Annotated in this window: 26 protein-coding genes, 1 pseudogene and 1 riboswitch; of the genes and pseudogenes, 17 read left to right on the forward strand and 10 right to left on the reverse strand. The window is 44.6% G+C overall.

What is annotated here, in order from left to right; genetic code table 11:
* Positions 1-230: 230 nt before the first annotated feature.
* Positions 231-1,841: a phosphoenolpyruvate carboxykinase (ATP) gene (pckA, locus tag B0187_RS01085; RefSeq protein WP_078235973.1), complete on the reverse strand. Its 1,611-nt coding sequence runs from the start codon at positions 1,839-1,841 to the stop codon at positions 231-233.
* Positions 1,842-2,077: 236 nt separating this feature from the next.
* Between pckA and ftsB the strand changes: the two genes are divergently transcribed.
* The 3 genes from ftsB to ispF are packed head-to-tail and all read left to right on the forward strand — an operon-like array spanning position 2,078 to position 3,530.
* On the forward strand, positions 2,078-2,365 hold the full coding sequence (gene ftsB, locus B0187_RS01090) for a cell division protein FtsB (protein ID WP_078235975.1): 288 nt from the start codon (positions 2,078-2,080) through the stop codon (positions 2,363-2,365).
* Positions 2,362-3,057 carry a 2-C-methyl-D-erythritol 4-phosphate cytidylyltransferase gene (gene ispD, locus B0187_RS01095; RefSeq protein ID WP_078235977.1) on the forward strand — a complete coding sequence of 232 codons (696 nt, stop codon included), beginning with the start codon at positions 2,362-2,364 and terminating at the stop codon, positions 3,055-3,057. Before ftsB ends, ispD begins: the two co-directional genes overlap by 4 nt.
* Complete coding sequence (gene ispF / locus B0187_RS01100; protein WP_078235979.1) at positions 3,054-3,530, forward strand: 2-C-methyl-D-erythritol 2,4-cyclodiphosphate synthase; 477 nt, start codon at positions 3,054-3,056, stop codon at positions 3,528-3,530. Before ispD ends, ispF begins: the two co-directional genes overlap by 4 nt.
* 455 nt (positions 3,531-3,985) lie before the next feature.
* Here ispF and rnd read toward each other — a convergent pair whose 3' ends face one another.
* From rnd to B0187_RS01115, 3 genes are read right to left on the reverse strand one after another with little or no spacing between them, the layout of a single operon-like run.
* A complete protein-coding gene (gene rnd / locus B0187_RS01105; protein WP_078235982.1) occupies positions 3,986-5,101 on the reverse strand; it encodes a ribonuclease D in 1,116 nt (371 codons plus the stop codon).
* A 32-nt stretch (positions 5,102-5,133) separates the two neighbouring features.
* Positions 5,134-6,141 (reverse strand): EF-P beta-lysylation protein EpmB, encoded by a 1,008-nt coding sequence (gene epmB / locus B0187_RS01110; protein ID WP_143413742.1) that lies wholly within the window; start codon positions 6,139-6,141, stop codon positions 5,134-5,136.
* Between the two features lie 9 nt (positions 6,142-6,150).
* On the reverse strand, positions 6,151-6,711 hold the full coding sequence (locus tag B0187_RS01115) for a hypothetical protein (protein ID WP_078235985.1): 561 nt from the start codon (positions 6,709-6,711) through the stop codon (positions 6,151-6,153).
* A 168-nt stretch (positions 6,712-6,879) separates the two neighbouring features.
* On the opposite strand from B0187_RS01115, the gene efp reads away from it, so the two are divergent.
* From efp to pta, 3 genes are all read left to right on the forward strand, one after another.
* The gene (efp, locus tag B0187_RS01120; RefSeq protein ID WP_078235987.1) at positions 6,880-7,446 is read left to right on the forward strand and encodes an elongation factor P; all 567 of its coding nucleotides are present in this window, start codon (positions 6,880-6,882) and stop codon (positions 7,444-7,446) included.
* A gap of 185 nt (positions 7,447-7,631) precedes the next feature.
* On the forward strand, positions 7,632-8,828 hold the full coding sequence (locus B0187_RS01125) for an acetate kinase (protein WP_078235989.1): 1,197 nt from the start codon (positions 7,632-7,634) through the stop codon (positions 8,826-8,828).
* A 153-nt stretch (positions 8,829-8,981) separates the two neighbouring features.
* A complete protein-coding gene (gene pta / locus B0187_RS01130) occupies positions 8,982-11,117 on the forward strand; it encodes a phosphate acetyltransferase (protein WP_078235992.1) in 2,136 nt (711 codons plus the stop codon).
* A gap of 63 nt (positions 11,118-11,180) precedes the next feature.
* Here pta and can read toward each other — a convergent pair whose 3' ends face one another.
* From can to B0187_RS01145, 3 genes are all read right to left on the reverse strand, one after another.
* The gene (can, locus tag B0187_RS01135; protein ID WP_078235995.1) at positions 11,181-11,885 is read right to left on the reverse strand and encodes a carbonate dehydratase; all 705 of its coding nucleotides are present in this window, start codon (positions 11,883-11,885) and stop codon (positions 11,181-11,183) included.
* A 117-nt stretch (positions 11,886-12,002) separates the two neighbouring features.
* Positions 12,003-12,215 carry a cold shock domain-containing protein gene (locus B0187_RS01140; protein WP_078235997.1) on the reverse strand — a complete coding sequence of 71 codons (213 nt, stop codon included), beginning with the start codon at positions 12,213-12,215 and terminating at the stop codon, positions 12,003-12,005.
* Positions 12,216-12,317: 102 nt separating this feature from the next.
* Positions 12,318-12,893: a YceB family lipoprotein gene (locus B0187_RS01145; RefSeq protein ID WP_078235999.1), complete on the reverse strand. Its 576-nt coding sequence runs from the start codon at positions 12,891-12,893 to the stop codon at positions 12,318-12,320.
* Between the two features lie 146 nt (positions 12,894-13,039).
* Positions 13,040-13,218, forward strand: a riboswitch (FMN riboswitch).
* A gap of 186 nt (positions 13,219-13,404) precedes the next feature.
* Here B0187_RS01145 and ribD point away from each other — a divergent pair.
* The 4 genes from ribD (at position 13,405) to ribH (ending at position 16,902) form a co-directional block, all read left to right on the forward strand.
* Positions 13,405-14,508: a bifunctional diaminohydroxyphosphoribosylaminopyrimidine deaminase/5-amino-6-(5-phosphoribosylamino)uracil reductase RibD gene (ribD, locus tag B0187_RS01150; protein ID WP_078236001.1), complete on the forward strand. Its 1,104-nt coding sequence runs from the start codon at positions 13,405-13,407 to the stop codon at positions 14,506-14,508.
* A complete protein-coding gene (gene ribE / locus B0187_RS01155; protein ID WP_078236003.1) occupies positions 14,508-15,152 on the forward strand; it encodes a riboflavin synthase in 645 nt (214 codons plus the stop codon). Before ribD ends, ribE begins: the two co-directional genes overlap by 1 nt.
* A 61-nt stretch (positions 15,153-15,213) precedes the next feature.
* On the forward strand, positions 15,214-16,413 hold the full coding sequence (locus tag B0187_RS01160; protein WP_078236005.1) for a bifunctional 3,4-dihydroxy-2-butanone-4-phosphate synthase/GTP cyclohydrolase II: 1,200 nt from the start codon (positions 15,214-15,216) through the stop codon (positions 16,411-16,413).
* A gap of 27 nt (positions 16,414-16,440) precedes the next feature.
* Positions 16,441-16,902, forward strand: coding sequence for a 6,7-dimethyl-8-ribityllumazine synthase (gene ribH, locus B0187_RS01165; protein WP_078236007.1), 462 nt, complete (start codon positions 16,441-16,443; stop codon positions 16,900-16,902).
* A 67-nt stretch (positions 16,903-16,969) separates the two neighbouring features.
* On the opposite strand, the gene ispA is transcribed toward ribH, so the two are convergent.
* Together ispA and xseB are read right to left on the reverse strand one after the other, a co-directional pair.
* Positions 16,970-17,863 (reverse strand): (2E,6E)-farnesyl diphosphate synthase, encoded by an 894-nt coding sequence (gene ispA, locus B0187_RS01170; protein ID WP_078236009.1) that lies wholly within the window; start codon positions 17,861-17,863, stop codon positions 16,970-16,972.
* Positions 17,863-18,090 carry an exodeoxyribonuclease VII small subunit gene (gene xseB, locus B0187_RS01175; protein WP_078236011.1) on the reverse strand — a complete coding sequence of 76 codons (228 nt, stop codon included), beginning with the start codon at positions 18,088-18,090 and terminating at the stop codon, positions 17,863-17,865. The genes ispA and xseB overlap by 1 nt, the downstream gene beginning before the upstream one ends.
* Before the next feature lie 175 nt (positions 18,091-18,265).
* On the opposite strand from xseB, the gene B0187_RS01180 reads away from it, so the two are divergent.
* From B0187_RS01180 to B0187_RS01190, 3 genes and pseudogenes are all read left to right on the forward strand, one after another.
* A complete protein-coding gene (locus B0187_RS01180; RefSeq protein ID WP_078236013.1) occupies positions 18,266-19,051 on the forward strand; it encodes an MOSC domain-containing protein in 786 nt (261 codons plus the stop codon).
* A 17-nt stretch (positions 19,052-19,068) separates the two neighbouring features.
* A pseudogene (locus tag B0187_RS01185) lies at positions 19,069-19,719 on the forward strand (LTA synthase family protein); the annotation flags it as partial.
* A gap of 156 nt (positions 19,720-19,875) precedes the next feature.
* Positions 19,876-21,828, forward strand: a complete 1,953-nt coding sequence (locus B0187_RS01190; protein ID WP_078236015.1) for an LTA synthase family protein — start codon at positions 19,876-19,878, stop codon at positions 21,826-21,828.
* Between the two features lie 33 nt (positions 21,829-21,861).
* On the opposite strand, the gene B0187_RS10150 is transcribed toward B0187_RS01190, so the two are convergent.
* A complete protein-coding gene (locus B0187_RS10150) occupies positions 21,862-22,134 on the reverse strand; it encodes a hypothetical protein (protein ID WP_143413743.1) in 273 nt (90 codons plus the stop codon).
* 216 nt (positions 22,135-22,350) lie between these two features.
* Between B0187_RS10150 and B0187_RS01195 the strand changes: the two genes are divergently transcribed.
* The 4 genes from B0187_RS01195 to B0187_RS01210 all read left to right on the forward strand — a co-directional run bounded on the left by B0187_RS01195 (position 22,351) and on the right by B0187_RS01210 (position 26,281).
* The gene (locus B0187_RS01195) at positions 22,351-23,793 is read left to right on the forward strand and encodes a leucine-rich repeat domain-containing protein (protein ID WP_078236018.1); all 1,443 of its coding nucleotides are present in this window, start codon (positions 22,351-22,353) and stop codon (positions 23,791-23,793) included.
* Between the two features lie 93 nt (positions 23,794-23,886).
* Positions 23,887-25,170, forward strand: a complete 1,284-nt coding sequence (locus B0187_RS01200) for a leucine-rich repeat domain-containing protein (protein ID WP_078236021.1) — start codon at positions 23,887-23,889, stop codon at positions 25,168-25,170.
* A 70-nt stretch (positions 25,171-25,240) separates the two neighbouring features.
* Positions 25,241-25,843, forward strand: coding sequence for a Dag1 family anti-phage DNA glycosylase (dag1, locus tag B0187_RS01205; RefSeq protein WP_211272696.1), 603 nt, complete (start codon positions 25,241-25,243; stop codon positions 25,841-25,843).
* Positions 25,844-25,894: 51 nt separating this feature from the next.
* The gene (locus tag B0187_RS01210) at positions 25,895-26,281 is read left to right on the forward strand and encodes a hypothetical protein (RefSeq protein WP_078236025.1); all 387 of its coding nucleotides are present in this window, start codon (positions 25,895-25,897) and stop codon (positions 26,279-26,281) included.
* The last annotated feature ends 72 nt before the right edge of the window (positions 26,282-26,353 follow it).

Genomic DNA, 26,353 nt, shown 5'->3' on the forward strand with positions numbered 1-26,353 from the left:
CAAAATGACGGGGGGATTTTTGTTCGAGCAAATAATCGTTCGTAGGGGCGGATTTTATATCCGCCCTAACAATCTTAAACAAGGGGTGGGATCTTTTAAAAAATCTTACCCCTTGTATTTAGCCTAACAATTAAGCTCATTGCGAAAAAATAAGAGGACGCCAGCGTGGCGTCCCTACAATTTTTCATCGACAGAACGTAGGGTCGCAATGCTTGCGACCCAATTATTCATTACGCTTTCGGCCCTGCCGCCACTAATGCTTTGCCCTCAGCGTTGGTGGTGTATTTCTCGAAGTTTTTCACGAAACGCTGGGCGAGATCTTCCGCTTTGGTTTGCCATTGTGCTGGATCGGCGTAGGTGTCGCGTGGGTCGAGAATGGCTGGATCAACATTCGGTAACGAAGTTGGCACAGCGAGATCGAAAATCGGTAACTGTTTGGTTTCAGATTTTTCGATTGAGCCGTCAAGGATTGCGTCAATAATACCACGGGTGTCCTTGATTGAAATGCGTTTGCCTGAGCCGTTCCAACCTGTGTTCACGAGGTAGGCTTCCGCACCGCTGGCTTCCATACGTTTCACTAACACTTCCGCATATTGGGTTGGGTGAAGTGAAAGGAACGCCGCCCCGAAACAAGCCGAGAAGGTTGGGGTTGGTTCGGTAATGCCACGTTCCGTGCCTGCTAATTTGGCGGTGAAGCCAGAGAGGAAGTAGTATTTGGTTTGCTCTGGCGTGAGTTTTGAAACAGGTGGTAACACCCCGAACGCATCGGCGGTTAAGAAGATTACTTTCTTCGCGTGTCCTGCTTTGGAAACGGGTTCAACGATGTTGTTGATATGGTAAATCGGGTAAGAAACACGGGTGTTTTCCGTTTTTGAACCGTCTGCGAAGTCGATTGAGCCGTCCTCACGCACCACCACGTTTTCGAGCAAGGCATCACGTTTGATCGCCCCGTAAATATCAGGCTCGTTTTCTGGCGAGAGGTTGATCGTTTTCGCATAGCAACCGCCTTCGTAGTTGAATACGCCGTCATCGTCCCAACCGTGTTCATCATCGCCGATCAATTTACGTTTTGGATCGGTGGAAAGGGTGGTTTTACCCGTGCCAGACAAGCCGAAGAACACCGCCACATCGCCTTGTTCGCCCACGTTTGCCGAGCAGTGCATTGAGGCAATGCCTTTCAGTGGCAAGAGGTAGTTCATCATTGAGAACATCCCTTTTTTCATCTCGCCGCCGTACCAAGTACCGCCGATGAGCTGAATCCCCTCAGTAATGTTGAACGCCACAAAGTTTTCCGAATTTAAACCTTGCTCTTTCCAATTTGGGTTGGTGCATTTTGAGCCGTTCATTACCACGAAATCAGGTTTGAAATCTTGCAATTCTGCTTGGCTTGGGCGGATAAACATATTTTTCACAAAGTGAGCCTGCCACGCCACTTCCGTTACAATTCGCACCGCTAAACGGCTATCTTTGTTCGCACCGCAGAACGCATCAATCACAAACAGGCGTTTGTTGGAAAGCTGTTTGGTTACGAGGTCTTTCAAGCTCTGCCAAGTGGCTTGATTCATCGGTTTGTTGTCGTTTTTTACCGCTTCGCTTGTCCACCACACGGTGTCTTTGGTTTTTTCGTCTAGCACGATAAATTTATCTTTCGGCGAACGACCCGTAAAAATGCCCGTATCAACGGCAACCGCCCCCGAAGTGGTTAAGCGACCTTTCTCAAAGCCCTCTAATTCGGGTTTGGTTTCTTCTTCAAAAAGTTGCTCGTAGCTTGGATTGTGAACGATTTCTTTAACATTTGTGATACCTAATTCAGCAAGTTCACGTTCAACACGATTTAACATAGTTGTCCCCTTAGTGAGTGTGAAAGATTAAAATTCGGGCGTATTCTAACCAACTTTTTCAAAAAAAAATGTTAAGTAGTTCAAATTTTTGAAAATTGGTCGGCTCAAAATCGGCGATAATTTGAGCCAGATCAAATTATTTGCCGAAGAAATCGCCAATAAGATTTTTTTATTTTTGAGCGAAAAAAAGGTAAAATCCCACCGCTTGTCGCAAGGAAAATGGAAAGAGGAACGAAATGCGATTATTAAATATCTGTTTAGCCCTATTTTTAGTGTATGTCGCCTATCTCGGCGTGTGGGGCAAAAATGGTTGGTTTGATTACCAACAAATGCGAGACAAAGTCGAGCAAATCAAAGCAGAAAACGCCAAATTAACCGCTCAAAATCATTCATTGAAAGCGGAAATTAAAGATTTAAAAGACGGGATAAACGCCCTTGAAGAACGTGCCAGATTTGATCGTGAAATGGTGCGTAGCGATGAAGTGTTTTATCGCATTATTGAAGACGAGAAAAAAATCCGATGAGCCATAAAAAACGCCAAATTATCGCCATTATTCCCGCCTCTGGGGTAGGTAGCCGAATGCAGGCAAGCGTGCCGAAACAGTATTTGCCACTCAACGGCAAAACCATTTTGGAACACACGGTCAGCCTGTTTTTGGATCACCCACAAATCGACAAAATCATCGTTGCCGTGTCGCCCTCCGACCCCTACTATGCGGAACTGGAACTGCTTAAATCCCCCAAGATTCAGCTTGTTTTTGGCGGTGAGACGAGGGCTGATTCCGTGTTTAATGGCTTGCAAGTGGTGGACGATCAGGCGTGGGCGTTGGTGCACGATGCCGCTCGTCCTTGCTTGAAGCGGTCGGATCTCGACAAACTTTTGCAAATTGACGATCACAACGGGGCGATTTTAGCCACCCCTGCGGTGGACACAATGAAACGCGCCAACGGCAACACCATTCTACACACCGAAGATCGCTCGACCCTCTGGCACGCCCTCACCCCTCAATTTTTCCGAGCGGATTTGCTCAGACAAGCCTTACAATCGGCGTTTGAGAAAGGGCAGAGCGTTACCGATGAAGCCTCAGCAATGGAACTGGCTGGCTTTACCCCGCAACTCGTGGCAGGCAGAAGCGACAATCTCAAAATCACCCGCCCCGAAGATTTAGCCTTGGCGGCGTTTTATTTAACTCAAACAGAAGAGGAAACCAAATGATCAGAATCGGACACGGCTTTGACGTTCACGCATTCAGCGAACAAGGGCCTTTAATCATCGGCGGCGTAACCATTCCCTACGAAAAAGGCTTGCTCGCCCACTCAGACGGCGATGTGGCACTGCACGCCCTCACGGACGCCCTGCTCGGTGCTGCCGCCCTCGGCGACATCGGCAAATTATTCCCCGACACCGATATGGCTTACAAAGGGGCGAACAGCCGAGGCTTATTGATTGAGGCATATCGCCAAGTGCGAGAGCAGGGCTACAAAGTCGGCAATGTCGATGTAACCATTATCGCCCAAGCCCCGAAAATGCGTCCTTACATCGACCAAATGCGACAAGCCATTGCAGAGGATTTGCAATGTGATGTAACCCAAGTCAATGTAAAAGCCACCACCACCGAAAAACTCGGCTTTACAGGGCGAGGCGAAGGCATCGCCTGCGAAGCGGTGGCTTTATTGCTTAAAGCTTAACAAGTGGTAGGATTTTGTTATTCTTAAATAAGGAACTTAACAATGAATTTTGAAGAAAAAAGAATGGTGGGAAATCACTCAAGATGATGATTTTAGAGATTTGTTAATTTAAATTATAATAAAATTACCTAATTTAAGTTTTATTGAACTGTCGAATAATAAAATTTAAGATGTTTCAATGTTCCTAGAATTAGAAAGAGAAACTTCGATACGATTAGAGAATAATTGTATTTCAGATGTTCGTCCTTTAAATGAATTTAAAAATGAAGGATATTTTATGCATACTAGCGTTATATGGAAATCCTATTTCCAAAAGAGCAAAGTGAAAACTTGAAACAAAAATATCCAATATGTGCTATTAGGTAAAATTAAAAGGGGATACTAAGTCAGTATCCCTTTTTTGAATCCCACTAGTGGTGGGATTCTCTAAATTTTTGCAAAATCTTACCACTTACTTAAAGCGAGTTCCGGAAAGCCTCGCCGAACGGGGTTCGCCAGCCTTTTAATAATTCGGGTAATTTTTCAGGATTTTGCCCTTTGCGGTACCATTTAAACAGTTGATTTAATTGACGTTTACTTGCAATCAATTCAGGGGCAAGATCAAGGGGTGCGATTTCTTTTAATTTTTGTTGCATTGCTTTCAGAGCGTGCTTGTAGCCGATTTCATCGACAATGCGAATAATCGCTGGGGGATAATTTTCTTCCGCCACCGCCAGCCCTTGTTCCACCAACCACAACAATTTTTTGCCGTGAATCCGCACCTCGTTTGGGTGCATAAATTCAAGCAGTTGCGAAGTGTGATTTGGGGCGATTTTGGCGATTTGGAACAAACTTTGCTCTTTTACCACAAAATTCAACGCCAAATCTCGCTTTTTCGCCTCTTCTAATCGCCATTTGGCTAACACTTGCAAAATCGCCAACTGCTTTGGCGAAAGTTGGTAGGCGTTGCCGATGTCGAGATAGGCTTTATTGGAATCTTGCTCGGTTCGGCATTTTTCCAGTAATGCCTCGCACTCTTGTTCGACCGCCGTTTGCCAACGACTTTCAGCAAGTTTGCCCGCTAGTTGTTGATAAACAGGCAACAGATACCACACATCCGCCGCCGCATATTGTAACTGCTGTTCCGACAGCGGACGAGCCAGCCAATCGGTGCGGGAAGCCCCTTTATCTAACGCAATGCCACAACATTGTTCTACCAATTTGGCAAAGCCTAATGATGTGCCTAAATTGAGGAAATTTGCCATTATCTGTGTGTCGATCATCGGCTGGGGAAGCTGTTGGAAACGGTGCTGAAACACCTCTAAATCTTCACTGCACGCGTGGAAAATTTTGACCACCTTTTGATCGGCAAGCAACGCCACAAAGGGGGAAAAATCCTCAATTGCAAGCGGGTCGATCAGGCTGACTTTTTGCCCGTCAAACAACTGAATTAAGCCGAGTTTTGGGTAAAAACTGCGGATGCGGATAAATTCCGTATCAAGGGCAACGGCAGGTACTTGGCGAGCCTGTTCGCACACTTCGGCTAATTGTTTTTCGTTATCAATATAATGATATTCAATCGGTAAATTCATTTTATCTTCCACGTTTATTGAGTTGGGCAAGGTTAGCCCATTAGGGTTTTGTTCGGCTGGTGGGCGATTTCCCGTGCCAATTTCGGCACAAGGTAGCCAGAGGTAATCCGTTGTAATTCTTGATAAATTTCAAAGGCTTGTGAATCGTCCAGATAAAAATGGCTCGCCCCTTCCACCTTATCCAACAAATGCAAATAGTAGGGCAAAATGCCACAATCAAACAGCGTTTCACTGAGGGCTTTGAGGGTTTGAGCATTATCATTTACCCCTTTGAGCAGCACCGCTTGATTGAGTACCACCACATTCCCTTGGCGAAGTTGAGCGATTTTCTCGGCAAAAATCGTATCCATTTCGTTGGGGTGATTGATGTGGGTTACCATTACCACTTTAAGGCGAGAGCGGGCTAACCGCTGGCAAAGCTCGGTGGTGATCCGATTCGGGATCACCACGGGTAATCTTGTATGAATGCGTAATCTTTGAATATGGGGAATTTGCTCAATTTGGCTGATAAACCAATCAAGTTCGTGATCCTTCGCCATTAGCGGATCGCCCCCCGACAAAATCACTTCCTCTAATTCGGAATGTTGGGCGATGTAATCCAGCCCAGCCTGCCAATGTTGCTTGCCGTTTTTGATTTCTTGATAGGGAAAATGGCGGCGAAAGCAGTAGCGGCAGTTGATCGCACAACTATTTTTGAGCATAAACAGCAAACGGTTGTGATATTTATGCAGGATATTCGGGGCTGGGCTATGCTGTTCTTCCAGCGGATCTTTAACGAAACTATCCGCTTGCAAAAATTCATCTTGGTGGGAAAGGGCTTGCAACAGCAGCGGATCGTGGCGATCCCCTTTTCGCATTTTTTCAGCGAAAGGGCGAGGCACACGCACCGCAAACAATTTGCGAGCCAAAATATCCCGCTCAAATTGAGCGGGATCGAGGTCTAAAAATTTCAACAAGTCGGCAGGATCATTAAAGGCTTCGGCTAAATCTTGTAACCACGCCGCTTTTGCCTCGCCGACTTCAATCACAAATTCGCTCAATCCAACCTCTTAGCGAGCGATTTGGCATTGGGCTGGCGAACCGTCTTTATTCACCATTAAAATTGGGGCGGCTTGACCAGCCAATGGGGCGGCAAGATATTGCACACCATTTAAGCAGTAACGGCGATAACCGTCTGTTTTTTCCACTAAGAACGGATCAACTTGACCGCCGATGCTTTGGAAAGTCGGCACGCTGCTCACCGCTTGGCTGGCAGAATTTTGAGCCGAACCCACCGCTTGTTGAGCCTGAGCAGGGTTGTTTTCATTCGCCACCGCTTGATTTGGGGCAAGGGCTTGGCTAATCACATAACCTGCCGCCGCACCCGTGGCGAAACTGGCTAAACGATTGCCGCCTGCATTGTTCGCATTATTTGGGATCGCTTGATTTGGCGTATTGGCAAAAGTCGCATCCGCTTTATTGGCAGAATTTTGGGCTGGCTGAACAGGCTTTGCCGCCACAGGGCGAGCCACGCTCATTGAGCGAGAACCACTGGCACGCATACCTTTGGCTTCAACCACCGCTGAAAGAGAAAGGGCAATCGCCATTGAAACTACAATCGTCTTTTTCATCTTAATTCCTTCGTTAAAAAACTGACCCGAATTGGGCTGCGAGATTATAGCCGATCACGAAAAATTTTACAGATTTTTCGCCAAATTAGCGATTTTGAGGTATCATATACGCCTTTTTGTGAAACGCCGCTTTGCAAGCGGTACATTATCATTTATTTGAGGATAACAATGGCTAGTTACAGCACAACAGACTTCAAACCAGGTCTTAAATTTATTCAAGACGGCGAACCTTGTGTGATCGTTGAAAACGAATTTGTGAAACCGGGGAAAGGTCAAGCATTCACCCGCACCAAAATCCGTAAATTGATTTCAGGCAAAGTGTTAGAGATCAACTTCAAATCAGGTTCAACCGTAGAAGCGGCTGACGTGGTTGATTACAACTACACCTACTCATACAAAGATGAAGATTTCTGGTACTTTATGCACCCAGAAACTTTCGAGCAAATCTCAGTAGATGCGAAAGCCCTTGGCGACAACGATAAATGGCTCGTGGATCAAGCAGAATGTATCGTTACCCTTTGGAACGGTTCTGCAATCAGCGTAACCCCACCAAACTTCGTGGAATTAGAAGTAGTTGAAACCGACCCAGGCTTAAAAGGCGACACCGCAGGCACAGGCGGCAAACCAGCCACATTAAGCACAGGTGCAGTGGTTCGTGTACCACTTTTCGTTCAAATCGGCGAAGTGATCAAAGTTGATACACGTTCAGGCGAATATGTTTCTCGCGTAAAATAATTCAAAGTTTAAGGGCAGTCGAAAGATTGCCCTTAAATTTTGCTATTTTTTTAACGAAACGTTCACAATTTACAAATTTTGTAGCGATTAAGAATTTATTTTATTCGTTGAAAAGTGTATCCTTATCAAGTCTGATCACGCATTCGTGTGTTCATTTTATTCACAAACCAACTAAGGTGTTGAAAATGTCAAAAAACTTAATTCTTATCCTTAACTGCGGTAGCTCATCTTTAAAATTTGCTATCCTTGATCCACAAAACGGCGATGAATACCTCTCAGGTTTAGCCGAAGCATTAACCCTTTCAGATGCTCGTATCAAATGGAAACTCAACGGCGAGAAAGGTTCAGCCGATTTAGGTGCAGGTGCGGCACACAGTGAAGCCCTTAACTTTATCGTGTCAAAAATCTTAACCCAAGAATTAAAAGACAGCATTTCAGCTATCGGACACCGTGTGGTACACGGCGGCGAGAAATACACTTCATCAGTACGCATTACAGACGAAGTGATCAAAGGCATTAGCGATGTGGCTTCATTCGCCCCACTTCACAACCCAGCGAACTTGCTCGGTATCGAAGAAGCGTTAAAAGCGTTCCCACACTTAAAAGATAAAAACGTTGCTGTGTTTGACACCGCATTCCACCAAACAATGCCAGAGCAAGCATATCTCTACGCATTACCATATTCACTCTACAAAGAACAAGGTATCCGCCGTTACGGTTTCCACGGCACCAGCCACTTATACATCACCCAAGAAGCGGCAAAATTAGTTGGCAAGCCAGTTGAGCAAACCAATATCATCAACTGCCACTTAGGTAACGGTGCGTCAGTGGCGGCGATCAAAAACGGTCAATCTATCGACACCTCAATGGGTTTCACCCCACTCGAAGGCTTAGTAATGGGTACGCGTTCAGGGGATTTAGACCCAGCGATTATCTTCCACTTACACAATTCTTGCGGTAAATCTGTGAAAGAAATCGAAGAAATCCTTGTGAAAAAATCAGGTTTACTCGGTTTCACCGAAGTTACCAGCGACTGCCGTTTCGCCGAAGATAACTACGACAAAGATCCAGCTGCAAAACGTGCAATGGACGGTTTCTGCTATCGTTTAGCGAAATACATCGGTGCTTATATGGCAATTATGGGCGAATTAGACGCGATCACTTTCACAGGTGGTATCGGCGAGAACGCAGGCCCTGTGCGTGAATTAACCCTTAACTACTTAAAACTGTTCGGTATTAAAGTGGATCACGAAGCGAACCTTGCGGCTCGTTTTGGTAAATCAGGTAAGATCACCGCAGCGGATTCTAGTTTCCCAGCGTTTGTGATCCCAACCAATGAAGAATTGGTGATCGCACAAGATACCGCACGTTTAGCGTTATAATTTCATCAAACCCAAGCCTACCCTCGTGGTAGGCTTTTTGCGTTAGTTTTGCTTACAAAAGTTTCGTTTGTAAAAATTCGGCGAAATCTAATCGCTTGAAAAATCTCCCCCAGCCTCTTTTTCAAAGAGGGGGGGACAATTAAGGAATAAAAAATGTCAAGAACGATTATTTTAATCCCAACCAGCACGGGCGTTGGCTTAACCAGCGTCAGCCTCGGTTTAGTTCACGCCCTCGAACAAAAAGGGGCGAAAGTCGGCTTTTTAAAACCGATTGCCCAACCAATTAGTGGCGAAGATACCCTCGACCGCTCAACCTCAATTATCCGTGCCGCTCAAACTACCGAAACAGGCGAGCCGTTTATGTTAAGTGCGGCGGAAAGTTTGATCGGTCAAAATCAAACGGACGTGCTGTTAGAGAAAATCGTAGAACGCCATCAACAGTTGGCGAAAAATGCGGAAATTGTGATTGTGGAAGGTTTAATCCCAACCCGCAAAAACTCTTACGCCAACAGCATTAACTACGAAATCGCCCAAGCCCTTGATGCGGAAATGATCCTTGTTGCCGCCCCTGGGTCAGACAAACCTGCTCAATTAAAAGAGCGTGTAGAAGCGGCAGCCTCAGAATTTGGCGGACGCAACAACCCGAACCTACTCGGCGTGATCGTCAATAAATTCAACGCCCCTGTGGACGAATCAGGTCGCACTCGCCCTGATTTAACCGAAATTTTCGATTCATTCCAACACAGCTCAAACAATGTAGCGGAAGTGGAAGCTCTATTTGCAAAAAGCCCGATTAAACTACTCGCTTGCGTCGAGTGGAAAGCGGACTTAATCGCCACCCGTGCCACTGATCTTGTGAAACATTTACAAGCCTCAATCATCAACGAAGGGGCGTTACAATCTCGCCGTATCCGTGGCGTAACCTTCTGTGCAAGAAGCCTACCGAATATGGTGGAACATTTTAAAGCGGGTAGTTTGCTGGTAACTTCTGCGGATCGCCCTGATGTGTTAGTTGCTGCTTCCCTCGCCACAATGAACGGCGTGGAAATCGGTTCGGTGCTATTGACTGGCGGTTACAAAATCGACAGCCAAATCGCTAAACTTTGCCAGCGTGCCTTTGACCTCGGCTTGCCAGTGTTCCGTGTGGAAGGCAATACTTGGCAAACTGCCCTCAACTTACAAAGTTTCAGCCTTGAAGTGCCAGTGGACGACAAAGAGCGTATCACTGAAATCAAAGAGTACGTTTCAAGCCAATTCGATGCAGCCTTTATCGACACAATTTCAAGTGCGTCTGTGCGTGAAAAACGCCTCTCGCCAGCCGCATTCCGTTATCAATTAACCGAATTTGCTCGCCAAGCGAAAAAACGCATTGTGTTGCCAGAGGGCGATGAGCCTCGCACCGTGAAAGCGGCGGTGCTTTGTGCGGAACGTGGCATCGCAGAGTGTGTGCTATTAGCAAACCCAGATGAAGTGCAACGTGTTGCCGAAGCCCAAGGGGTTCAACTCGGCAAAGGCATTACCATTATCGACCCAGCCAGCGTGCGTGAAAACTATGTGGATCGCCTCGTTGAATTGCGTAAAAACAAGGGTATGACCGAAGTAGTAGCTCGCGAGCAACTTGAAGATAACGTGGTGCTCGGCACAATGATGTTAGAAGCGAACGAAGTGGACGGCTTAGTGTCAGGTGCAGTTCACACCACCGCCAACACCATTCGCCCACCGATGCAAATCATCAAAACCGCACCAGGTAGCTCAATTGTTTCATCTATTTTCTTTATGTTGTTGCCAGACCAAGTGCTTGTGTACGGCGACTGTGCGGTAAACCCAGATCCAACCGCAGAACAATTAGCGGAAATCGCAATCCAATCGGCAGAATCGGCGAAAGCCTTTGGTATCGATCCACGCGTTGCGATGATCTCTTACTCAACAGGCACATCAGGCTCTGGTGCAGATGTTGAGAAAGTGAAAGAAGCAACTCGTATCGCCCAAGAAAAACGTCCAGACCTCGTGATCGATGGTCCGTTACAATACGATGCGGCGATTATGGAAGACGTGGCTCGCTCAAAAGCACCAAACTCGCCAGTGGCAGGTAAAGCGACCGTGTTCATCTTCCCAGATCTCAACACGGGTAACACCACTTATAAAGCGGTACAACGCTCGGCGGATCTCGTTTCAATCGGGCCTATGCTACAAGGTATGCGTAAACCAGTGAACGACCTCTCGCGTGGTGCGTTAGTGGACGACATTGTGTACACCATTGCCCTCACTGCAATCCAAGCGACACAATAATCTCTCATATTAAAATTATAAAAAAACCGATCGAAAGATCGGTTTTTTTATTAAGAGAATTTTTCATTTATTTAGTGTATCTTCTTTTGTTTTAATTTCTTGATTTGCCACCATTTCATCAACTTCTGCGATGATTTTTGCAATCGCGTTGCGGTAGGTGATTTCAAGGGTTTCACGGCTGGTGGCGATTACGCCTTGGTCGTTTAAAAAGCCGTCTGTTACATCATAAACCCAGCCGTGAATTGAGAGTTTTTTACCCCGTTCCCACGCGGGTTTTACAATGGAAGAACGCCCTAAATTGTACACTTGTTCCGCCACGTTGAGTCGTACCAACATATCGGCACGTTGCTCGGGCGACATTTTGCCGAGTAGGTGGCTGTGTTTGAACCAGAGATCGCGAATGTGCAGCAGCCAGTTGCTGATTAAGCCGTAATCTTCGTTGGTCATCGCCGCTTTGATGCCGCCACAGTTGGTGTGTCCGCAGATGATGATATGTTCAATATCTAGCACATCAACCGCATATTGCACCACCGAAAGGCAGTTCAAATCCGTGTGGATCACTAAGTTCGCCACGTTACGATGTACGAACAGCTCGCCCGGCCCTAAGCCCGTGAGTTTTTCCGCTGGCACACGGCTATCGGAACAGCCGATCCACAAGTAGGTCGGTTTTTGATGATTGGCAAGTTCTTGGAAATAGTTCGATTGCTCGTCTTTCATTTGGGTTGCCCAAGCGTGGTTGTTGGCAAAGAGCTGTTCGATTTGTTTCATAGGGTTGGCGTAATGATTAAACGTGAATGAAAAATAGTGGCGAATAGTAGCACGAATAGCCTAAGAGCGAAATAAAAAACGGCTGGCAAGACCAGCCGTTTCGTTTTGTTATTCTTGTTAATTTTCAATGATTGGCACAATTTTGGTGGCGGTTGCCCCTTTGTCGCCTAGGGTAAATTCAAACTGGACTTTTTGACCCATTTTTAACGAGCGGTAGCCCTCGCCCTCAATCACCGAAAAATGTGCAAAAATGTCTGAATCTAGGATTTCAGAGGTTAAAAATCCAAAGCCTTTTACGTTGTTAAACCATTTAACAATGCCGATTTCCATACTGTTTACTCCTTTAAAAATAATAAAAAGCGGATTTATTGTAGAACGAATTGTTAAAAGATCAACGATCAAAGTTCAGAAATTAGACATAGTTCACAAAATTTAGAAAATTGCCGTTTCTAACCGCAGTTCGCCTTTTTCCACCACAATCGCTTTGCCGAATTTTTTCACCAACGCCTCTTTGGTTTTGGATTCATCAAGGGTATAAACGGGGGTGCTGTTTAAAATGCCCGCAATGCCTTCCGCCACCACAGGCAGGAACATTTGCAGTTCGTTTTGGTATTTTTCAGGATTTGCCTGCCACGAAGTGAGGCGAACATCTTTCAAAAATAACGCCCCTTTTTCGGCATCGTAATAAGGCACGGTGTCTAAATTGAGCTGAATTTGGGCTTGGCGTTGCTTGCCGCCTGCCGTGATATTCGCATCAATGATCCCCGCAATTTCCACCCGTTTTTCGTCCGTTTGCCCGATTTTCGTGGCAAGATTGCTGATTTTGTAATCCAGTTGGAACAAATTTGGAATGCCCACCCTATCTTGCAATTTCGCTTTTTCGGGCAGTTTGGTTTCCAAATAGCGGTTAATTTCTTGCTCGCTAATGCTTAATAGATTTGCCGAACAGGTGGCGATAATGGCGGTGGTTGCCACCACACAAGCGGTCAGTTTTTGCCAAATTTTCATCATTATTCCTTTTAAGAGGCGAAAAGTGGCATGATTGTAGCACGTTTTCGGGCGAGAAAAGTGAGATTTTAAATAACAGTTTTTTAACATTTCTATGGGTAATCACTTGACGAAAAGGCGGTTTTACCGCAAAATGCCACCCAATTTTTAGTCTTCGGGGCAGGGTGAGATTCCCGACCGGTGGTAAAGTCCACGAGCTTGATGAGTGAACGATTATTTTTAATTTGAACGAACGCCGTATCAATGAAAAAATAATCTGCCCTCACGAGCAGGAACTGGTGAAATTCCAGTACCGACAGTACAGTCTGGATGAAAGAAGATAAAGCCGAATTTACACCTCTATCAAAAAGAGGTGCATTTCCTTTATATCTTTATACTAAACGCCTTGGGATCGTAAGATTTCAAGGCGTTTTTGTTGGATCTCACAAATTTAAAAAAATTTGGTGAAATCCGACCGCTTGCCTGCCCCCATTTGTCAAAACAAAGCGTCAAAAAAATCTGAAAGAATCGAATGAAAACCGATGCTGATTTTATGCGTCAAGCGATAGCCCTTGCGGAACAAGGTCGAGGCTGGACGAACCCTAATCCGTTAGTGGGCTGTGTGATCGTCAAAAATGGCGAGGTGATTGCCGAGGGCTACCACGCCCGTTACGGTGAGTTTCACGCGGAACGCAATGCGATTTTAAATTGTTCAGTGGATCTGACAGGGGCGACCGCCTACGTTACCCTTGAACCCTGTTGCCACCACGGTCGCACGCCACCTTGTTCTGATCTGCTGATTGAGCGAGGCATCAAGCGTGTGGTGATCGGATCGAGCGATCCCAATCCGCTCGTTGCCGGCAAAGGGGCGAAGCGGTTGCAAGGGGCTGGGGTCGAGGTGGTCGAGGGCGTGCTGAAAGGGGAATGTGATCGGCTCAACCCGATTTTTTTCCACTATATCCAAACCCAACGTCCCTATGTATTGCTGAAATATGCGATGACAGCGGACGGCAAAATTGCCACCGCTAGTGGTCAATCCAAATGGATCACGGGCGAACAGGCGAGGGCAAAAGTGCAACAAACTCGCCACCAATATAGTGCGATTATGGTTGGGGTCGAGACGGTGTTCACCGATGATCCAATGTTGAATTGTCGCCTGCCTAACGCCAAACAGCCCGTGCGGATTGTGTGCGATAGCCAACTTCGCACCCCCTTGCAGAGCCAGTTGGTACAAACGGCGAACCAATATCGCACCATTATTGCGACCCTCAACGGCGACACGGCGTTACATCAAGCCTATCAGCAATATGGCGTGGAAATTATCGTTACCCAAGCCGATAACAAGCGGGTAGATCTGCCCGATCTTTTGCAAAAGCTCGGCGAACGGCAGATCGACAGTCTGTTATTAGAGGGCGGATCGAGCCTTAATTTTAGTGCTTTGCGATCGGGGATCGTCAATAAAGTGCATTGCTACATTGCCCCCAAATTGGTGGGCGGGGCAATGGCGAAAAGCCCGATTGGGGGCGAGGGGATTGGCGAACTCGCCAACGCCGTACAACTGGAAAATCCTGAAATCAGCGTGATTGGTTCGGATATTTTGATTGAATTTGATGTGCAACCGCAGAGGGAAAAATAATGTTTACAGGCATCATTGAAGAAGTGGGCAAGGTCAGCAAAATCCACAAACAGGGCGAATTTGCGGTGCTTACCATTACGGGCAAACGCATTTTTGACGATATGAAATTGGGCGACAGCATTGCGGTGAACGGCGTGTGCTTGACCGTTACCGAGTTCGGCTCGAACCATTTTTCCGCCGATGTGATGTCGGAAACCCTCAAACGCACCTCGCTGGGTGATTTGCAACCGAATAGCCCCGTCAATTTAGAGCGAGCAATGGCGGCGAACGGGCGTTTTGGCGGGCATATTGTGTCGGGGCATATTGACGGCACGGGCGAGATCAGCGAGATCACCCCCGCCCATAATTCCACTTGGTATCGGATCAAAACCTCGCCGAAACTGTTGCGTTACATTATCGAAAAAGGCTCGATCACCATTGACGGCATTAGCTTGACGGTGGTGGACGTTGATCAAGAGAGTTTTCGGGTGTCGATCATTCCGCACACCTTGGCGGAAACCAATCTCGGCACGAAAAAAGTGGGCAGTATCGTCAATCTCGAAAACGATATTATCGGCAAATATGTGGAACAGTTGCTCGGCAAAAAAGACGATCAGCCAACCTCAAATCTTAGCCGAGAATTTTTAGCCAAAGCAGGTTTTTAGTCAAAATTTCGCCAAATCTGACCGCTTGTCAGGCGGTTTGGCAGCGTAAAAAGGAAGAACAATGTTTCAATTTTCAAGTGTAGAACAAGCCCTCGAAGCCTTGGCACAAGGGCGAATTATTTTGGTATCGGACGATGAAGATCGTGAAAACGAGGGCGATTTTATTTGTGCTGCCGAGTTCGCCACCCCTGAAAACATCAATTTTATGGCGACTTACGGCAAGGGCTTAATTTGTATGCCGATCTCGGCTCGTTTAGCGAAAAAATTAGACCTACCGCAAATGGTCAGCCATAACACCGATAACCACGAAACGGCGTTTACTGTTTCGATCGACCATATCGACACTGGCACGGGGATTTCGGCGTTTGAGCGTTCGATCACCGCAATGAAATTGGTGGACGAAAACGCCAAACCGAGCGATTTCCGCCGCCCTGGACATATGTTCCCGTTACTCGCCAAAGAGGGCGGGGTGTTGGTGCGAAACGGACACACCGAAGCCACGGTGGATTTGGTGCGTTTGGCAGGCTTAAAAGAGGCGGGCTTGTGCTGCGAAATTATGGCGGAAGACGGCACGATGATGAAAATGGCGGATTTACAGGCTTTCGCCACCGAACACAATATGCCGTTTATTACCATTCAGCAACTGCAAGAGTATCGCCGTGAAAAAGATAATCTGATCGAAGCGATTTCCGTGGTCAAAATGCCGACCAAATATGGCGAATTTGTCGCTCACAGTTTTGTAGAAAAAATCAGCGGTAAAGAACACGTTGCGTTAGTCAAAGGCGAGATCGGCGACGGCGAACAGGTGCTTTGCCGTATCCACTCGGAATGTTTAACGGGCGATGCATTCGGTTCACAACGTTGCGACTGCGGACAACAGTTCGCCGCCGCAATGGCTCAAATCGAGCAAGAGGGGCGAGGGGTGTTGCTCTACTTACGCCAAGAGGGGCGGGGCATTGGCTTGATCAACAAATTGCGTGCCTACGAATTGCAAGATCAAGGAATGGACACGGTGGAAGCCAACCTCGCCTTGGGCTTTGGCGATGATGAACGTGAATATCACATCGGTGCACAAATGTTCCGCAGTTTAGGCGTGAAATCGATCCGCTTGCTCACTAATAATCCTGCCAAAATTGAGGGATTAACCGCATTGGGTTTGGATATTGTAGCTCGCGAGCCAATCCAAGTTGAGCCGACTGAACACGATTTAGACTATCTCAAAGTTAAACAAACCAAAATGCGACACTTATTTAATTTTTAATTGATTACCATTACAGAGGAACAAAAAATGGCACAAATTACTGGCAATTTAGTTGCAACAGGGTTGAAATTCGGCATTGTTACCGCTCGTTTCAACGATTTTATCAACGACAAACTATTAAGCGGTGCGATTGACGCCCTCGTTCGCCACGGTGCAGATGAAAACAACATCGACACCGCTTGGGTACCTGGGGCATTTGAAATCCCCCTCGTGGCACAAAAAATGGCAAAAAGCGGACGTTATGATGCCGTGATCTGCTTAGGCACGGTCATCCGTGGCTCAACCACCCACTACGACTACGTCTGCAACGAAGCCGCCAAAGGCATCGGTGCAGTGGCATTACAAACGGGCGTACCTGTCATTTTCGGCGTCCTCACCACCGAAAACATCGAACAAGCTATCGAACGTGCAGGCACAAAAGCGGGCAACAAAGGGGCAGAGTGTGCCGTTTCGGCAATTGAAATGGTCAATGTATTAAAAGCGATTTAATTGTAAACCAATCTTTTATTCATAAAGGGCTGGAGATTTTATCTTCAGCCCTTTTTACTATAAATTTTTAACTTTCCCTTTTCACCACAAACCCCGCCAATGCTTTTAGAGCAGTAGTATCAAATGGCAGTTCGGCGAGGGCATGTAGGGCTGTTTGGTAGAGTTGTTCCGCTTTTTGTTTTGCCCCTGCTAAGCCGAGCAGTTTTGGGTAGGTGCTTTTGTCGAGGTTTTCGTCTGAGCCGACCGTTTTGCCGATTTTGGCGGTGTCGCCGATCACGTCCAAAATATCATCTTGCACTTGAAAGGCTAAGCCAATCGCTTGGGCGTAGCGTGCAAGCGGTTGTTTTATCGCTAAATTTTGCGAATGGGCGGAAAGGTGAAAGCCCATCATCACCGCCCCCTCAATTAACGCCCCCGTTTTGTTACGGTGGATCAATTCCAATTCCGCGAGGGAAACTGTGCGATTTTCTGCTTGCAAATCAAGGCTTTGCCCTAAGCACATTCCTCTTGCCCCTGCATTGGTGGCGAGGGTGCGGCATTGGGCGACTTTTTGGCTGTCGTTCAAATAGGGATCGTTGGCGATCAACTCAAACGCAAAACTTTGTAAGGCGTCGCCAGCGAGAATGGCGGTTGCTTCATCAAAGGCGATGTGGCAGGTTGGCTGACCGCGGCGAAGTTTGTCATCGTCCATTGCAGGCAGATCATCGTGGACTAACGAATAGGCGTGGATCGCTTCCATTGCCGCCGCCGAATGATCCAGATGATCCAACGGCACGCCCAGCATTCTGCCCGTGGCGTAAATCAAAAACGGTCGCACCCGCTTGCCGCCGAGCAGCACCGCATATTTCATCGCCTCAATTAACGGCGAGCCGTGAGCCTGATATTCGTCTAATTTGCGGGCGGTAAAATCATTGATTCGCCCTTGAATGGCGGTTAAATCTTGCGAGAGAGAGTAGTTCATTAGGGAATGTAGTCCGAAAGTGGGGCGTTAGCGTCTTTGTTGAGTAGAATTTGAATCCGTTGTTCGGCGTTTTGTAAGCGTTCTTGCCCTTGCTGAACTAATTTAATCGCCGTTTCAAATTCGTTTAAGGCTTCTTCCAAAGGTAAATCGCCAGATTCAAGGTGGGTAACAATCGCCTCTAATTCTTTGAGGGTGGTTTCAAAATCGGGGGTCGGTTTTTTTGCCATTTTGTGCGTGAAATTGTGAAAAAAGTGGGGGAAGTTTACCGCTATAAAAGGGGGTTGGCAAGGTAGAGTTTGTGCTATAATTTTTCGCCCATTGCAAGGGGGCGGATTTTGCCAAATTTTGGCTTAACTCACCCCTTGTAAGTTGTTGATTTCCATTATAAAAAAGGGGACAAAAATGTATCTTTCCGAGCTGAACCTTTACCCGATTAAATCGACTAAGGCGTATTCGGTGTTGCAGGCGTGGGTGCGGTGGCAGGGGTTGAATTTCGACCGTGAATTTATGCTGACCGAGCCAGACGGCAAGATGATTTCCGCTCGCAAGGATAAGACCTGCTTTGAACTCGCCGCATTTCCGACCCCAATGGGGCTGATTATTCAGCATACAAGCGGTCGGATTATCGAAAGTTTTTACCACGATTTCCAACGCCAGCAAGGTTGCGAAGTGTGGGGGACGGCGTTTGAAAGCTGGGTGGCGAGTGAGGAGGTCAATCAGGCGTTGAGCGAGCTGTTTGGGCGAGCGGTACAACTGCGTTGGCTGGGTGAGCGTTCGCCACGCACGCATAAAAATGGACAAAATATTGTCAGTTTTGCCGACAGTAATCCGTTAATGCTTGCCTCGACTGCTTCCCTTGCCGAAGTGCAAGGCTGGTCGCCGATACCGCTATCAATGGCACAATTCCGCCCGAATTTAGTGATTGACGGGGGCGAGCCGTTTGCCGAAGAGGGCTGGCAAAAAATTAAAATCGGCGAGGTGGTGTTTCAGGTGGCGGAACCTTGCACCCGTTGCGTAATGATTACGCGTAACCTGCAAACGCTGGAACTTGATCCGCAAGCCGAACCGCTGCGAACCTTGAAAAAACAACATACCAACGCCAACGGCAAACCGATTTTTGGGGTGCATTTAATCCCTCAAAATGAGGGCGTGCTACGCGTGGGCGACAAAATTTCTTTACTAGACTAATGAGGCTTTGCAAAAAAATGCAAAAATCTAATCGCTCTTTACTGTTCCCAATTCTGTTCTTTATTGGGCTGAATTTGGTGATTTTCTCTCTCTCTCGTCTAGGTCTGGCTTTGTGGCAAGCTGAGCGAGTTACCGCCGTCAATGGTTGGCTACCGCTGTTTACACAAGGGCTACGCATTGATATTTCCGTTCTTTGTTGGTTGCTTGGCGTACCCGCTTTGCTTACCACGCTACTGTTTTATAACAACCTGCTCGGCAAGATTTGGCAGGTGGTGCTACGCCTCTGGCTTACCATTGTTAGTGTCTTAATTCTATTTATGGAAGCGGCGACCCCTGCCTATATTAAAACCCTCGACCGCCCGAATTTAGAGGTGCTGATCAGCATTTTTGCGATTACGCTTGTGGCGACAGTGGTATATTGGAAATTGTCGGGCTGGGCAACTCGAAACATTCGCTTTCCAAATTGGAAATGGCGTTCAGTGCTTGTCTTGTTGGTCATCGCCGTGATGGTGGCAGGTGGACGTTCAATCCTCGGATATCGTGGGATCAACCCTGCAATAGTGGCGTTTTCAAACGATCCGCTCGTCAATAGATTGGTTCTCAACTCAGGCTATTTGGTGCTGTTTGCGGTGCAACAATTCAAAGATGAAGATAAATCGTCCGAACAATAAGAAAACTTGATCCCCACGCCGAACGCTGGAAAAACAACATACCAACGCCAATGGCAAGCCTATTTTTGGGGTGCATTTAATCCCTCAAAATGAGAGCGTGCTACGCGTTGGCGACAAAATTTCTTTACTAGACTAAATGAGGCTTTGCAAAAAATGCAAAAATCTAACCGCTCTTTACTGTTCCCGATTCTGTTCTTTATTGGGCTGAATTTGGTGATCTTTTCTCTCTCTCGCTTGGGGCTGGCGTTGTGGCAAGCCGAGCGAGTAACTGCCGTCAATGGTTGGTTGCCACTGTTTACGCAGGGGCTACGCATTGATATTTCGGCGCTCTGTTGGCTACTCGGTGTGCCAGCTTTGCTTACCACGTTGCTGTTTTATAACAATCTGCTCGGCAAAATTTGGCGAGTGGTGCTGCGTTTGTGGCTAACTATTTCGAGCGTCTTTATCCTGTTTATGGAAGTGGCGACCCCTGCCTTTATCCAAACCTACGATCTGCGTCCAAACCGCTTGTTTATTGAGTATCTGATTTACCCGAAAGAAGTGGCAACGATGTTGATTAACGGGCATTTGGAAGCGGTGATTATTAGCTTTGCGGTAACGGCGATTGCAGTGGTGGTTTATTGGAAATTGTCGGGCTGGGCAACGCGAAACATCCGTTTCCCAAATTGGAAATGGCGACCAGTGCTTGCCTTGCTTGTGATTGCAGCAACGGTGGCAGGCGGACGTTCCACCCTCGGACACCGTGCGATCAACCCTGCAATGGTGGCGTTTTCCAGCGATCCGCTGGTGAATACCCTCGTACTCAATTCGGGCTATTCGGTGCTATTTGCGGTGCAACAGCTCAAAAATGAAGATAAATCGTCCGAACAATACGGCAAAATGCCGGTGGAAGAGATGTTGGCGATTGTTAAACAGAGCCAAAATCGCCCCGCTTCCGACTATGTTTCGGACGAAATCCCAACCTTGACCTACAACAAAGCGACCTACCAAGGCAAGCCGAAAAATATCGTGATTGTATTAGAGGAAAGTTTGGGCGCTCAATTTATCGGCACGCTTGGCGGCAAACCACTCTCGCCAGAGTTTGATAAATTGGCGAAAGAGGGCTGGTTGCTTGAAAATCTTTATGCGACAGGCACTCGCTCGGTGCGTGGCATTGAAGCGGTTACAGCAGGTTTTACCCCAACCCCAGCTCGTTCAACGGTAAAATTGACGAAAAGCCAAAACGGCTTCTTTACCATTGCCGAATTTTTACGCCGTCAAGGGTATCAAACCTCATTTATTTACGGTGGCGAAAAGCATTTCGACAATATGGCGAGCTATTTCTACGGCAACGGTTTCCAAAAAATCATCGACCAAAATGATTACAAAAATCCGAAATTCTTTGCCTCTTGGGGGGCGAGCGATGAAGATTTATTCGAGAAAGCGGATGAAACCTTTACCGAATTGGCAAAAGGCGACCAGCCGTTTTTCAGCCTCGTATTTTCATCAAGCAACCACGACCCGTTTGAGTTCCCAGACGGAAAAATCGAGCTTTACGAACAGCCAAAAGCGACCCGCAACAACACGGCAAAATACGCCGATTATGCGGTGGGGCGTTTTTTTGAAATGGCGAAAAAATCAAACTACTGGAAAGACACGGTTTTCCTCGTGATTGCCGACCACGATTCCCGTGTAGCAGGCGAATCCCTCGTGCCGATCCGTTATTTCCATATCCCAGCCTTGTTCTTAGGGGAAGGGATCGAGCCACGCCGCGATAACCGCCTCGCCAGCCAAATTGATATTCCAACCACCTTGCTTTCCTTGGCAGGCGTGAGCGGCGAATATCCAATGATCGGCTACGACCTCACCAAAGACGTGAACCCAAATCGTGCCTTTATGCAATACGACCAAACGCAAGCAATGATGAAAGGCGAAGATGTGATCATCTTACAGCCCAACACCGAACCAAAAGGCTACCGCTACGATTTAACCACCCGTCAGTTGGTTGAAAAAGAACAACCCGAAGCAATGAAAAAAGAAGCCCTCGCCCACGCCTTGCTTGGCAGTTATTTATACAAAAATATGTTGTATAAATTGCCGAAAGAGCAGAAAGCAGAAGCGAAATAATCAAACAAAAAACGGTGGCAAGGCTACCGTTTTTTATTGAGGAAGTGGCAAGGGGGCAAATGCCAAAGGACGCCAGCGTGGCGTCCCTACGTAGGGTCGCGATGCTCGCGACCCAAATTCAAAAACAAGCGGGTGGATTTTCAAAAATTTTACAAATCCTACCGCTTGCCACACCTTACTTTCAAAAAAATGAATCCCACATTTTCCCACTTTGATTTCCCCAAAACTTGATTTGAAAGAGTTTTTGAGGCGATTTTTCGACATAATCTGTCGCTTTTCAAAAATGATTTTCCCTTTAAATAACATAGCGACACCAAACTAATATTTTAACAAATTATCAACAAAACCAAAGCAGTATACTGCTTTGAGTTGTTATTGACATAACAACTCAACAAAGCTTGCCAAGACCCTAAAAATAAGGCGAGGTGGTGAATAAAAAGTTATGTTGCAAGCGGTGGTTTTTTCATCAATTTTTACCGTTTATTTCAGATTCTATCTTTCAACTAAAACAAGGAAACCATTATGTCGAACAATGAAGCAAAAATAATCTCTGATCAAGATTGGGAATGGTGGTGCGGATTACCTGATTCGCTTAAATATGTTTTGATGATGAATACCCCTTATATTGGCGATCTACTTAAATTAGATGATAAAGGGAAGATTGAAGTAAACAGTGATTTGTATGACCGAACAGGAAAAATTAGTGAGGTTGTTGCTTATTGCATTGGGTCAAAACTTTTTGGTAAAGGATTCGGTACGATTGAGTGGAAGGAAGGGGTAAGTACTGAGGATATTAATCAATTAGCTTATTTGCCCTCGTTAAGGGGTTTTATTGCTGATGATTGTGGATTAACAGAAATTCCTGCTAATACAATTTTTGAAAGAATATCGATAGGGAAAGGTAATCATATTCAAGATATTGCTGAACCAACGGAATTCGTCAAACTGAAAAGCTTGTATATAGGTCATAATCCATTAAATGATCAATGTTGGGAAAATTTAGGAAAAATTCCTAACTTAGAGGAATTAAAATTGGCTTGTACTAATATTAAGATTGATCGTCCAGCGGAATTTGCCAAACTGAAAAAATTATATATATTTGAAGTAGATAACCCGTTTAGTAAGTTAAGTAATCAATGCTGGGCGTTTTTAGAAAAAATACCTCATTTAGAAGAGTTATATTTAACGAGTAGCGGTATTAGCGAAGTTCCTACGCTCAGTTTAACAAAGCTTAAAAGGTTGACACTTAGAATTGAGTGTGAGGATAGGATTATAGGATTAGAAAATTTAGCCTCACTTTTAAATTTAGAAAAGTTATCTCTATGTACTAATTATATGGGTATATTACCCGATTTGAGTGAATTAACTTCTCTGAAAGAATTGTTTATTTCGAGTATTGACTTAACGGCTAAATCTTTTGAGGGGGGTAAGCTGCCACCAAATTTAGAGAGTCTAGATTTGTGTTTTAATGATTTTGAGTTATTGCCTGATTTGGGTAGTTTAACTTCACTAAAAGAATTGGATTTATCGTACAACAAATTGACGGCTAAATCTTTTGAGAATGTTACATTGCCATCAAATTTAAAAATGCTAACTTTGCGTTGGAATGATATTGAATCGCTACCCAATTTGAGTTCATTAACTGAACTTGAAGAATTGGATATAGCTTGTAATAAATTAACATCGAAATCTGTTGAGAATGTTTTATTACCACCAAATTTAAAAAAACTTAATTTATCAAGTAATGAGACATTAGATGACATTCCCGATGTCATTTTCCAATTAACGAAATTAGTTTCATTGCATCTTGGTGGTACTCAAATTACGGCAAAAGCGTTACTAAAACTCGCTTCATTAATATATTTGGAAGAACTTTATCTACCAGAAGAGACGATAAATGAAAATGATACTGAGGTGGTTCAATTAAAAGTTAAATTGCCTCATTGTAGGATTCGTATTTGGTAGAAATTTTATAGCTAAATGGTAATTTGGCATTATCTTAAATGCTATGGTTATTTATTTAATCCCTAACCTTTAAACTAAAACAAGGAAACCATTATGTCGAACAATGAAGCAAAAATAATCTCTGATCAAGATTGGGAATGGTGGTGCGGATTACCCGATTCACTTAAATATGTTTTGATGATGAATACCCCTTATATTGGCGATCTACTTAAATTAGACGATAAAGGGAAGATTGAAGTAAAGAATGAACTGTATGACCGTACAGGAAAAATTAGTGAAGTTGTTGCTTATTACGTTGGGTCAGAAATTTTTGGTGAAGGATTAGATACGATTAAGTGGAAGGAAGGGGTAAGTACCGAAGATATTAACCAATTGGCTTATTTACCTTCGCTAAAATGTTTTGAAGCTAGGAGTTGTGGATTGACAGAAATTCCAGCCAATACAGTTTTTGAAGAAATAAGGATAGGGGAAGGTAATCATATTCAAGATATTTCTTATCCCAATGAACTTGTTAAATTAAAAAAATTATCTATAAGAGATAATTCGTTAAGTGAACAATGCTGGGAAAATTTAGGAAAAATTCCTAACTTAGAAAAATTAAAATTGACTGGTACTAATATTAAGGTTGATAGCCCAGCGGAATTTGTTAAACTGAAAGAATTATATATACGAGATAATCCGCTAAGTGAGAAAAGCTGGGAGTATTTAGGAAAAATTCCTCATTTAGAAGTATTAGAGTTGTTTAATACTAATATTAGTGTTACTCGTTCTGCGGGATTTTTAAGTCTTGAAAGTTTGATTATAAAGAGTAATGAATTAACTGAGCAATGCTGGGAATTTTTAGAAAAAATACCCCATTTAGAACATTTATCTTTATGTAGTAACAATATTATTGAAGTTCCAAGGCTAAGTTTAAACCTTAGAACGTTGGGGCTTGTGATTCGGCGTGAGAATGGGGTTATAGGATTAGAAAATTTAGCCTCACTTTCAAATTTAAAAACATTAATGCTAACTACTAATTGTACAGAATCATTACCTGATTTGAGTGAATTAACTTCTCTGAAATACTGGCGGTTTGATAAGAGTGAATTAACGGCTAAATCTTTTGAAGGTGTTAAGTTACCACCAAATTTAGAAGAACTTGATTTATCTCATAATAAGGCATTAGATGACATTCCTGATGCAGTTTGTAAATTAACGAAATTAGTTTCATTGCATCTTGATGGCACGCAAATTACGGAAAAAGCATTACCAAAACTCGCTTCATTGACATATTTGGAAGAACTCTATCTACCAAAAGAGACAATAAATGAAAATGATGCCGAAGTAATTCAATTAAAAGCTAAATTGCCTCATTGTGAGATTCGTATTCGGTAGAAATTTTATAGCCGAATTTTAATTCAGAAGATTTACCTTTTCTTTTTCAATGTTAAATAAGGAACACATTATGGAAAAAACATTAACTAAACCCACCGCTCAATCGGTTAAAGCCTTTTTGGACAAATGGCAACATTCAAACGAGGTGAAAAAATATGATGCTCACGATGAAGCATTGCATCAATTATTTTCCCAGTTGCCAAACAATCAAAAGTTGAGTGATGTATTACTCAAAGTTTCCACCCTTAATGATTTTTACAGTACCAATATTTTTCAGACATATAGTGTGGCGAAAAATATCGTGGCATTAGAAAACGTGGACGAAAGATTGAAGAATGGCGATATTTCGGTAGTAGATGATATTCGTCATAATATTATTAAAGACAAGAAATTTGATTTTTATTCTTTTGCAACTAAATATTGTAGCCAGCATAATAATAAAGATTTTCCTATTTATGATAATTTTGTAGATAAAATTCTCTTTGAGTTAAATAAAGTAGAGAAATTTTATAGCTTTAAAAGAACTGATCTAAAAGATTATAAGAAGTTTAAGGAAGTTGTGCTAGCCTTCCAAAAATACTTCGGATTGGAAGAATTTAGCATCAGACAAATTGATACTTATTTGTGGCAATATGGTAAAAAAATGTTCTCTACCTCAAAAGAGAAAAAATAGCTTTTTAATGAATCTAATAAATGATGCTTAAAATAAATTAAGGAACTTTTTATGAAAAAATTTAGTGAAATTCAAACGAATAAACAGCTGAGTAGGGCATTGCAAATTTGGCAAATTTTAGTGGGTATCGCAATGAATCGACAAACGATTACCTATCAGAAATTATCAAATCTAATGTTCCACAAAAATGCAATGGGGGTTTTAGGTCCAATGCTAGAACCTGTTTCACGTTTTTGTAATGAAAATGGCTTGCCACCTTTAACGGCTATTGTGGTGAATGCGGAAACGGGGTTGTCGGGGGACGGAATTCCTACCGAACAAAACCTTAACGAAGCGAAAGAGCAAGTGTTTAAATTTGATTGGTACGATATTTTTCCACCAACCATTGAAGAACTTGAACAAGTTATTGCCACTAAAAAAGCGGAACAAAACGCCTAGTTTTTCCCTTTCAAAAATGCCAAAGGACACCAGCGTGGCGTCCCTACGTAGGGTCGCGATGCTAGCGACCTA

It is taken from the genome of Haemophilus paracuniculus (assembly GCF_002015115.1).
In the GTDB taxonomy this organism is placed as follows: domain Bacteria; phylum Pseudomonadota; class Gammaproteobacteria; order Enterobacterales; family Pasteurellaceae; genus Haemophilus_E; species Haemophilus_E paracuniculus.

Excerpts from the sequence above, each read along its gene's own strand:
- pckA (WP_078235973.1), bottom strand. The coding sequence starts at position 1,841 with ATGTTAAATCGTGTTGAACGTGAACTTGCTGAATTAGGTATCACAAAT.
- ftsB (WP_078235975.1), top strand. The coding sequence starts at position 2,078 with ATGCGATTATTAAATATCTGTTTAGCCCTATTTTTAGTGTATGTCGCC.
- ispD (WP_078235977.1), top strand. The coding sequence starts at position 2,362 with ATGAGCCATAAAAAACGCCAAATTATCGCCATTATTCCCGCCTCTGGG.
- ispF (WP_078235979.1), top strand. The coding sequence starts at position 3,054 with ATGATCAGAATCGGACACGGCTTTGACGTTCACGCATTCAGCGAACAA.
- rnd (WP_078235982.1), bottom strand. The coding sequence starts at position 5,101 with ATGAATTTACCGATTGAATATCATTATATTGATAACGAAAAACAATTA.
- B0187_RS01115 (WP_078235985.1), bottom strand. The coding sequence starts at position 6,711 with ATGAAAAAGACGATTGTAGTTTCAATGGCGATTGCCCTTTCTCTTTCA.
- efp (WP_078235987.1), top strand. The coding sequence starts at position 6,880 with ATGGCTAGTTACAGCACAACAGACTTCAAACCAGGTCTTAAATTTATT.
- B0187_RS01125 (WP_078235989.1), top strand. The coding sequence starts at position 7,632 with ATGTCAAAAAACTTAATTCTTATCCTTAACTGCGGTAGCTCATCTTTA.
- pta (WP_078235992.1), top strand. The coding sequence starts at position 8,982 with ATGTCAAGAACGATTATTTTAATCCCAACCAGCACGGGCGTTGGCTTA.
- can (WP_078235995.1), bottom strand. The coding sequence starts at position 11,885 with ATGAAACAAATCGAACAGCTCTTTGCCAACAACCACGCTTGGGCAACC.
- B0187_RS01140 (WP_078235997.1), bottom strand. The coding sequence starts at position 12,215 with ATGGAAATCGGCATTGTTAAATGGTTTAACAACGTAAAAGGCTTTGGA.
- B0187_RS01145 (WP_078235999.1), bottom strand. The coding sequence starts at position 12,893 with ATGAAAATTTGGCAAAAACTGACCGCTTGTGTGGTGGCAACCACCGCC.
- ribD (WP_078236001.1), top strand. The coding sequence starts at position 13,405 with ATGAAAACCGATGCTGATTTTATGCGTCAAGCGATAGCCCTTGCGGAA.
- ribE (WP_078236003.1), top strand. The coding sequence starts at position 14,508 with ATGTTTACAGGCATCATTGAAGAAGTGGGCAAGGTCAGCAAAATCCAC.
- B0187_RS01160 (WP_078236005.1), top strand. The coding sequence starts at position 15,214 with ATGTTTCAATTTTCAAGTGTAGAACAAGCCCTCGAAGCCTTGGCACAA.
- ribH (WP_078236007.1), top strand. The coding sequence starts at position 16,441 with ATGGCACAAATTACTGGCAATTTAGTTGCAACAGGGTTGAAATTCGGC.
- ispA (WP_078236009.1), bottom strand. The coding sequence starts at position 17,863 with ATGAACTACTCTCTCTCGCAAGATTTAACCGCCATTCAAGGGCGAATC.
- xseB (WP_078236011.1), bottom strand. The coding sequence starts at position 18,090 with ATGGCAAAAAAACCGACCCCCGATTTTGAAACCACCCTCAAAGAATTA.
- B0187_RS01180 (WP_078236013.1), top strand. The coding sequence starts at position 18,266 with ATGTATCTTTCCGAGCTGAACCTTTACCCGATTAAATCGACTAAGGCG.
- B0187_RS01190 (WP_078236015.1), top strand. The coding sequence starts at position 19,876 with ATGCAAAAATCTAACCGCTCTTTACTGTTCCCGATTCTGTTCTTTATT.
- B0187_RS10150 (WP_143413743.1), bottom strand. The coding sequence starts at position 22,134 with ATGTTATTTAAAGGGAAAATCATTTTTGAAAAGCGACAGATTATGTCG.
- B0187_RS01195 (WP_078236018.1), top strand. The coding sequence starts at position 22,351 with ATGTCGAACAATGAAGCAAAAATAATCTCTGATCAAGATTGGGAATGG.
- B0187_RS01200 (WP_078236021.1), top strand. The coding sequence starts at position 23,887 with ATGTCGAACAATGAAGCAAAAATAATCTCTGATCAAGATTGGGAATGG.
- dag1 (WP_211272696.1), top strand. The coding sequence starts at position 25,241 with ATGGAAAAAACATTAACTAAACCCACCGCTCAATCGGTTAAAGCCTTT.
- B0187_RS01210 (WP_078236025.1), top strand. The coding sequence starts at position 25,895 with ATGAAAAAATTTAGTGAAATTCAAACGAATAAACAGCTGAGTAGGGCA.